Origin of the sequence: Hyphomicrobium sp., from assembly GCF_020852195.1 — a bacterium.
Lineage (GTDB): Bacteria > Pseudomonadota > Alphaproteobacteria > Rhizobiales > Hyphomicrobiaceae > Hyphomicrobium_C.
In genome coordinates this window covers 45,705-54,256 of sequence record NZ_JADZBI010000154.1, presented here as the reverse complement: position 1 = coordinate 54,256, position 8,552 = coordinate 45,705, and the positions used below count along the sequence as shown (strand labels likewise).

General features: G+C 65.7%; 6 protein-coding genes. All 6 read left to right on the top strand.

The genetic code is table 11. From position 1 onward, the window contains the following. Positions 1–132: 132 nt before the first annotated feature. The 6 genes from rpsT (at position 133) to gyrB (ending at position 8,551) form a co-directional block, all read left to right on the top strand. Positions 133–396 (top strand): 30S ribosomal protein S20, encoded by a 264-nt coding sequence (rpsT, locus tag IT540_RS13290; protein WP_291178618.1) that lies wholly within the window; start codon positions 133–135, stop codon positions 394–396. 660 nt (positions 397–1,056) lie between these two features. Beyond that, complete coding sequence (locus IT540_RS13285) at positions 1,057–1,494, top strand: rhodanese-like domain-containing protein (RefSeq protein WP_291178614.1); 438 nt, start codon at positions 1,057–1,059, stop codon at positions 1,492–1,494. Between the two features lie 100 nt (positions 1,495–1,594). Further along, positions 1,595–3,148, top strand: a complete 1,554-nt coding sequence (dnaA, locus tag IT540_RS13280; RefSeq protein WP_291178611.1) for a chromosomal replication initiator protein DnaA — start codon at positions 1,595–1,597, stop codon at positions 3,146–3,148. Positions 3,149–3,502: 354 nt separating this feature from the next. Continuing rightward, positions 3,503–4,621: a DNA polymerase III subunit beta gene (dnaN, locus tag IT540_RS13275; RefSeq protein WP_291178606.1), complete on the top strand. Its 1,119-nt coding sequence runs from the start codon at positions 3,503–3,505 to the stop codon at positions 4,619–4,621. Between the two features lie 123 nt (positions 4,622–4,744). Further along, positions 4,745–5,944, top strand: a complete 1,200-nt coding sequence (gene recF / locus IT540_RS13270) for a DNA replication/repair protein RecF (RefSeq protein ID WP_291178603.1) — start codon at positions 4,745–4,747, stop codon at positions 5,942–5,944. A gap of 168 nt (positions 5,945–6,112) precedes the next feature. Continuing rightward, positions 6,113–8,551, top strand: a complete 2,439-nt coding sequence (gyrB, locus tag IT540_RS13265; RefSeq protein ID WP_291178600.1) for a DNA topoisomerase (ATP-hydrolyzing) subunit B — start codon at positions 6,113–6,115, stop codon at positions 8,549–8,551. Position 8,552 lies beyond the last annotated feature (1 nt).

Below are 8,552 nucleotides of genomic sequence, written 5' to 3'. Positions count from 1 at the left end.
GCATGCGCCCGCAAACGGACGTGCGGGGCGCGCGCGGCTGGCCTTCCAGGGCAGACACAATGTCAGCAAGTCACGGCTTAGTCATGGGAGCCTCTCCTTAGCGGAGGGCCTCCGAGAAGAAAGGTAGCCTCTATGGCCAACACGAAGTCTGCAAAGAAGGCCACGCGCCAGATGGTGCGCCGGACCGAGATCAACAAGAACCGCCGCTCGACCGCGAAGACGGCGGTGCGCAAGGTCGAGGAGGCGATTGCCTCCGGCAACAAGGACGCCGCCGCTGCTGCACTTCGGTCGGCCCAGCCCTCGCTCGTGCGCACAGCGCAGAAGGGCGTCATGCATCCGAAGACCGCGAGCCGCAAGGTTTCTCGCCTCGCGCAGCGTATCAAGGCGATGGCCTGATACACGGTTCTCCCCACGCTCTTTCGCAATCCGCATCGTCAGCAAAAAGAGTGTGCTCTGTTCGCCACAGGGAAGGCCGCGCGACAGAATCGCCGGCCTCCATCCTACCCCTCTAAGTGACGGATTCTTGAGGGCGTCCCGACCGAGCCTCGCGCCCGGCTATTTTCCCTCCCGTTCCTCCCTTTCGCCCGGCAAACAAAAAAGTGGCCCCTTCGGGAGTGTCACAGGAACGCCGCAATTGAATTTTGCCGCCTCGCCACCCTTTCCGATTTGGCTTTGACCTCAAGGAGTTTCCCCACTGCACCTGTGGAGGAGACTCAAGTTTTCCACGTTGCACGCACCGCTCGTCCAGCCGCTTGCGGGCGCTTTCTCCACCCACCCCCGCCCTTGCTAAAAGGTTACCAACCCTTTAAAAGAGTCCTCGTCAGCGCGACGGGGCCAGACTGGCTGTAACGCCTAGTATCTCCCCGCCCGGACTCAGGGTCTAGTTGCGTAACGTCATCCTGAATTCTTCAGTATTTCAGTGGAGTGCAAGTGTCTCGCTAGTATTGCGGGATGTGCGCGTTCTATTACTGAAGTGTTACTGTTTTTTATTTGCGTTAACTTTGTCAGTTCGGGGTGTTTAGCTTTGGCTGGCGGAGTAGGGTCGAGGATAAGGGTTTGACCGATGGCGTCAAAATCGAGGATGTGCCCGTCGACGAGACATGGGCCCGCCTAAAGGCTGACGCAGAGGCTGTTCTGATCGATGTGCGGACTCGAGCGGAATGGACCTTTGTCGGCCTGCCTGATCTCAGCACGCTGAACAAGCGTGTGGTGACTGTCGAGTGGCAGACCTTTCCCGAAAACCGGACTGATCCGGACTTCGTGGAAAAGTTGTCTGGCGAGCTCGAGAAGGCCGGTGTGTCGAAGGACGCTGAGCTGTTCTTCGTATGCCGGTCCGGCGCGCGCAGCCGAGCGGCTGCGGTCGCAATGGCAGACGCAGGCTATACGCGCTGCCGCAACGTGGCGGATGGCTTCGAGGGTCCTCTCGATCCCACCCAGAAGCGAGGGCAGGTGGCGGGCTGGAAAGCAGCCGGTCTGCCTTGGCGGCAAGGATAGAGCGTCTCAAGGGAATGGGCGGAGCCCGTTTGGGCGAACGGGCGACGCCATGGATTGTCTGCCTTGCGGAAGGCGGACGCAACAAGTGCGGGGTACTCAAATGCAAGCCATCTCGAAAGCGGAGCTATCTTTTTCGGCACCTGAGCGGGCCGTGCGCGGGCCGTCGGGCGAGCGCGCCCTCGTTGAGGCGCGGCCCGCCGAGGAAGAGAATGCGGAGGGCAAGGGCACCAAGGTGCGCGCGCTGCTGCGGCACCGGCTTGGCGACGACATCTACATGAGCTGGTTCAAGGCGCTCGAGTTCGACAGCTTCGACGGCAAGACGGTCAAGGTGTCGGTGCCTGTCGTCTTCCTGCGCAAGTGGATCCAGTCCCACTATATGGATGAACTGCTCAAGTGCTGTAAGACCGAGTTCAAGACGGCTCAGCACGTCGAGGTCTCCGTGCGCCAGCCCGGCGCGGGTGCATCCCGCAACCTTGGCCCGCTCGCGACCGAGCCTGCCAAACAGGCCCGCGAGGCGGCTGGCGAGCCGCGCGCGGCTGGCATCTCCGAGCCCGCGCGGATGCCCGTCATCCGGCCGGTGGCCGGCCGCACCAGCGTCGACGGCTTCGAGGGATCACCCCTCGACCCGCACCACACTTTCGAGAACTTCGTCGTTGGCGCCTCGAACCGCATGGCCCACGCCGGTGCCATCCAGGTTGCCGAAACCGTGCTGACCGACAGCCCGGCCTTCAACCCGCTCTACCTCTATTCGTCGGTCGGCCTCGGCAAGACCCACCTGCTTCAGGCCATCGCCTGGGAGGTCAAACGCCGCGCCCAGAACGCGCAGGTGCTGTATCTCACGGCCGAGCGCTTCCGTTATCAGTTCGTCGAGGCGCTGCGCGCTCAGGATCCGCTCTCCTTCAAGGAGAAGTTCCGCTCGATCAACATGCTGCTGATCGACGATCTCGAGTTCATGCAGGGTGAGAAGACCGAGCAGGAGTTCGATCACATCATCAACGCGCTGCTCGACGGCGGCCGTCAGGTCGTGGTCGCCTCCGCGCGCCATCCCGCGCAGATCGAGCGGCTGAACGAGCGCATGCGCTCGCGCCTCCAGCGCGGTCTCGTGGCGGAGATCGGCAGCTTCGACCACGAGCTGCGCCACCGCGTGCTCGACCAGCGCCTCGCCGAGAAGCAGGCCGCCGATCCGAGCTTCGAGCTGTCGCGCGAGGTGATCGAGATCCTGGCCAGCCGCCTGACGGAAAGCGGCCGCGAGCTGGAGGGGGCCATCAACCGCCTCTTCCTCACGTGGCAGCACATGCGCGCGCCCATCACGCCCGACATCGCCGAGACCGTCGTGCGCGACCTGTTCCAGGGCGTCGAGCCGCGCCGGATCAAGATCGAGGACATCCTGCGCATCATCTCGCGTCACTTCGGCGTCTCGAAGGGTGATCTCCTCTCGCAGCGCCGTCACCGGTCCGTGGTCTGGCCACGCCAGATCGGCATGTACCTCGCAAAGCAACTGACCCACCGCTCGCTCCCCGAGATCGGGCGTCGCTTCGGCAACCGCGACCACACCACCGTCCTGCATGCGATTCGCAAGATCGAGGGTGTCATCGCCGGGGACGCGAGCCTAAGGGACGAGATCGACGAGCTGAAGAAGCTGATCAGCCATTAAAGGGGCTTCGGAGGCCTGCAGGTTCGAGCAAAGGACGTGGCGTGGCGAGGGAGACCGGCGCCACGTTCAAGCGGGGCGGGAGCGGCGTCTTCGGATGCTGCTCCCGATGTTTTTGGCGGATAGGGGTCAAAAACCGCCAAAGCCGTCTAAAACGGCTTCAGAAGCCCGCGCGACCCCTTGAAATCCAAGGTCCAATCGGGGCAAGTTGTGCCTCGCACGCCACTGTTTTTCCATCCATGACGGAAGCTGAGCTTTTTCATCCCTCTGCTGGTCGGAGGACGGACGAGCCACCTTTTGTCCCACCTGCGAATCCATGCTTCTCTCGGGGCTGGACACGAAACTTCGAGGCGACCGATGCGGCTTGTGATCGAACGCGGTGAACTTCTGAGGGCGCTCGGGCACGTGACAAGCGTCGTCGAGCGCCGCACGACCATTCCCATTCTTTCCAACGTGCTGTTGAAGGCATCCGGCCAGGCGCTCGAGCTCAAGGCCACGGATCTCGAGCGCGAGGTGATCGAGGAGGTGCGCGCCGACGTCGGCGCGGCTGGCGCCGTCACGGTGCCTGCCCACATCCTGCATGACATCGTGAGGAAGCTTCCCGAGGGCAGCCAGATCGACATCCGCCGTGATACGGAGAAGGAGCGCCTGACGCTCGCTGCCGGACAGGCGCGCTTCGCGCTGCAGACGCTCGGGCCCGAGGATTTCCCGGACCTCAACGCCGGCGATCTCGGCACCTCCTTCGAGATCGCTGCCAAGGACCTGAAGCGCCTGATCGACAAGACGCGCTTCGCCATCTCCACCGAGGAGACGCGCTACTATCTGAACGGCATTTTCTTCCACATCGCCGAGTCCGGGAAGACGTCGATGCTGCGCGCCGTCGCGACCGACGGCCATCGCCTGGCCCAGGCCGAGCTGCCGCGCCCCAAGGGCGCCGAGGGCATGCCGGGCGTGATCATCCCGAGGAAGACCGTGCACGAGCTGCATCGCCTGATCGAGGAGAGCGCTGAGACCGTGAGCGTCGCCGTCTCCGCCTCGAAGGTGCGTTTCGAGATCGGCTCCGTGACGCTCACCTCGAAGCTGATCGACGGCACCTTCCCCGACTATGGCCGCGTCATTCCGCAGTCGAACGACCAGGAGCTGCGCGTCGCCAACACCGACTTCATGAGCGCCGTCGATCGCGTGTCGACCATCGCCAGCGAGCGCGGACGCGCCGTGAAGCTGAACATCACGAGCGGCAAGCTGGTGCTCTCGGTCAACAACCCCGAGGGAGGCAGCGCCACCGAGGAGATCGACGTCAACTACACATCCTCTCCACTCGAGATCGGCTTCAACGCCAAGTACCTTCTCGACATCGCCGGCCAGCTCGAAGGCGACGAGGCGCGCTTCCTCCTGGCCGACCCGGGCTCGCCGACCATGATCCGCAGCGCCGGCGACGACAATGCGCTCTACGTGCTGATGCCGATGCGCGTGTAAGGCGCTCTGCAGACGCCGCACCCTCTCACCGGAAGCGATGTCCTTGCGGAGCATCGCTTCGCCATGACGCTGCACGAGTGAGGGAGCGCTCCACGCGCAACGTAGACGAAAGAGACACAACGCTTGGCCTCGGCCACCGAACAGGAAACACCCGCCGCACCGCACGCTTCGCCCCGCCTCTGGGTCGAGCGGCTGACGCTGACGCACTTCCGCAGCTACGCCGCGCTCGCCCTTGAGCTCGCGCCCGAGCCGATCGTGCTCACGGGCGCCAACGGTTCGGGAAAGACCAACGTGCTGGAAGCGGTTTCCCTGCTCGCGCCGGGCCAGGGCCTGCGCCAGGCGCCGCTCTCCGACCTCGCGCGATCGGGAGGCGACGGAAACTGGTCCGTCTCCGCCCGCGTCCACACGGCCGTCGGCCCCGTCACCATCGGCACCGGCCAGTCCGCCGGCCCGGGCAACGGCGACCGCGCGGCAGGCCGCCTCGTGCGCATCGACGGTGAGAGCAAGTCGGGATCCGGAGCGCTCGGCGAGTATGTGGAGATGGTCTGGGTCACGCCGGCGACAGACGGGCTCTTCACCGGCCCCGCCTCCGAGCGGCGCCGCTTCCTCGACCGCCTCATCGTCTGTTTCGATCCTGGCCACCGTACGCGCGCCGGCCGCTTCGAGCGCGCCATGGCGCAGAGGAACCGGCTGCTCTCGGACGGCGTGACGCGCGGCGCGCAGCTCGACGGGCTCGAGCTTGTCATGGCCGAGATGGGCATCGCCATCGCCGCCGCGCGTGCTGAGGCGGTCGCTGCCCTCGCCTCCGTCATCGACGCCCGCCGCGCGCGCGATCCCGACAGCCCTTTTCCCTGGAGCGAGGTCGGCCTCGAAGGCGCCATCGACCGCGATCTCGCCGCACGCGCCGCCGTCGATGTGGAGGACGCCTACGCGCGCCAGTTGCGCGACGTGCGCGAGCGCGACCGCGCGGCCGGCCGCGCGTTCGATGGCCCGCACCGCAGCGACCTCCTCGTCGCGCACGGCCCCAAGGCCACGGCAGCGAGGCACGCCTCGACCGGCGAGCAGAAGGCGCTGCTGATGGGGCTCCTGCTCGCCCACGCCGAGCTGGTCGCCGCCCGCCGCGACGGCGAGACGCCCATGCTGCTGCTCGACGAGGTGACGGCCCATCTCGATGCCGATCGCCGCGCCGCGCTGTTCGACGAGTTGCTGCGTCTCGGGACCCAGGCGTGGATGACGGGTACGGATCATCAGTCCTTCGCAAGCCTCTCCGGAAAGGCCCAATTCTGGCGCGTCGGGGAGGGGTCCGCGGTGCGCGTCGACTGAGCCGGCACCGCTCGCCTTCGGACTTGCCGACGCAGGCAAGCAAGCAATTGAAAATAATATACAAAATAGCATGGGGTAGCAGGCCTCATACGCGCTTTTTTACGCCGTTTTGGCCCGCCGTATGGTAGACTTCGCGCCCATCAGAAGAAACCTTGCCACAGGGACCGAATGAGCGCTCAGCCCGCCAAGAAAACACCCGCGCCGGAGGACTACGGCGCCGACAGCATCAAGATGCTGAAGGGCCTCGAAGCCGTGCGCAAGCGCCCCGGCATGTACATCGGCGACACCGATGACGGCTCGGGCCTCCACCACATGATCTATGAGGTTGTCGACAACGCCATCGACGAGGTTCTGGCCGGCCACGCCAAGGTGTGCGAGGTGACGCTGAACCCCGACGGCTCGTGCACCGTGCGCGACGACGGCCGCGGCATCCCGACCGGCATCAAGCAGGACGACGACCAAGATCCGAAGCGCTCCGCCGCCGAGATCGTGTTCACGGAGCTGCACGCCGGTGGCAAGTTCGACCAGAATTCCTACAAGGTGTCGGGCGGCTTGCACGGCGTCGGCGTCTCCGTCGTCAATGCGCTTTCGACGTGGCTTCGGGCACGCATCTGGCGCGACGGCAAGGAGCACGTTATCGAGTTCCGCGACGGCGTCGCGGTGGCGCCGCTGAAGGTCGTCGGCGACGGGAAGGGGAACCGCGGCACGGAGGTCTCGTTCCTGCCGAGCCCCAACACCTTCACGAAAGTCGAGTTCGACTACGCGACGCTCGAGCATCGCCTGCGCGAGCTGGCGTTCCTGAACTCCGGCGCCAAGGTGGTGCTGACGGACGCGCGCCACGCCGACGTGAAGCGTGAGGAGTTCCTGTACGACGGCGGCACGTCCGCGTTCGTCCGCTTCCTCGACCGCTCGAAGCAGGCGATAATCGGCGAGCCGATCATGATCCGCACCGACAAGGATCGCGTCGGCGTCGAGGTCGCGCTGTGGTGGAACGACAGCTACCACGAGAACGTGCTCTGCTTCACCAACAACATCCCGCAGCGCGACGGCGGCACGCACTTGGCCGGCTTCCGCGCCGCGCTGACGCGCGTCATCAACAAGTACGCGACCGACAGCGGCATCGCCAAGAAGGAGAAGGTGGACCTCTCCGGTGAGGACGCCCGCGAGGGCCTCACCTGCGTGCTCTCCGTCAAGGTCCCCGATCCCAAGTTCTCGAGCCAGACCAAGGACAAGCTCGTCTCGTCCGAGGTGAAACCGGTGGTCGAGAGCGTGGTCGCCGAGGAGCTTTCGGCCTGGTTCGAGGAGCACCCGAAGGAGGCGAAAGCCATCGTCGGCAAGATCGTCGAGGCGGCGCTGGCCCGCGAGGCGGCCCGCAAGGCGCGCGAGCTGACGCGCAGGAAGAGCGCGCTCGACGGGCTGCGCCTGCCGGGCGGTCTCGCCGAGTGCCAGGACCGCGACCCCGCCAATACCGAGCTCTTCATCGTCGAGGGCGACTCGGCCGGCGGCTCGGCCAAGCAGGGCCGGAAGCGCGAGTACCAGGCCGTGCTGCCGATCCGCGGCAAGATCCTGAACGTCGAGCGCGCGCGCATCGACAAGATGCTCTCTTCCGAGCAGGTGACCAACATCATCGGCGCCCTCGGCACCGGTATCCGCGACGATTTCGACCTCTCGAAGCTGCGCTACCACAAGATCATCGTCATGACGGACGCCGATGTGGACGGCGCCCACATCCGCACGCTCCTGCTCACGTTCTTCTATCGCCAGATGCCGGAGCTGGTGGACAAGGGACACGTCTATATCGCCCAGCCGCCGCTCTACAAGGTGAGCCGCGGCAAGAGCGGCACCTACCTCAAGGATCAGCGGGCGCTTGAGGACTACCTGATCGAGTCTGGGCTCGAGGACACGGTGCTCGTCGCCGGCGGCGAGGAGCGTGCGGGCCGCGACCTGCGCGACATCGTCGATCAGGCGCGCGGCATCGTCGGTCTGATCGACCAGCTCCACTCGCGCTATGCGCGCCCCATCGTCGAGCAGGCGGCCATCGCCGGCGCCTTCGATCCGGCGCTGCTACAGTCGGCAACCTCCGCCAATGCCGCGGCAGCCACCGTCGCCGCGCGACTGAACGAGGTTGCCGAGGAGACGGAGAAGGGATGGTCCGGCAGCTACGGCAACGACGGCTTCCTCTTCCGCCGAGAGGTACGCGGTGTCACCGAGGTGCACGCGCTCGACCGCGCGCTGCTGGCCTCGCTCGACGCACGCCGCCTGAACGAGAAGCGCAAGCATCTGGCCGAGGTCTACGGCCTCGGCACCAAGCTGCGCCGCAAGACCGAGACGCTGACCATCCACGGGCCACGCACGCTGTTGGACGCTATCTACGAGGCCGGCCGCAAGGGCCTTTCGCTTCAGCGCTACAAAGGCTTGGGCGAGATGAACCCCGAGCAGCTCTGGGAGACGACGCTCGACCGCGACGCGCGCACGCTGCTGCAGGTCAAGATCGGCGACGTCTCGGAGGTGGACGAGATCTTCTCTAAGCTCATGGGCGACGTGGTGGAGCCGCGCCGCGAGTTCATCCAGGAAAACGCCCTCACCGTCGCCAACCTGGACGTATAGG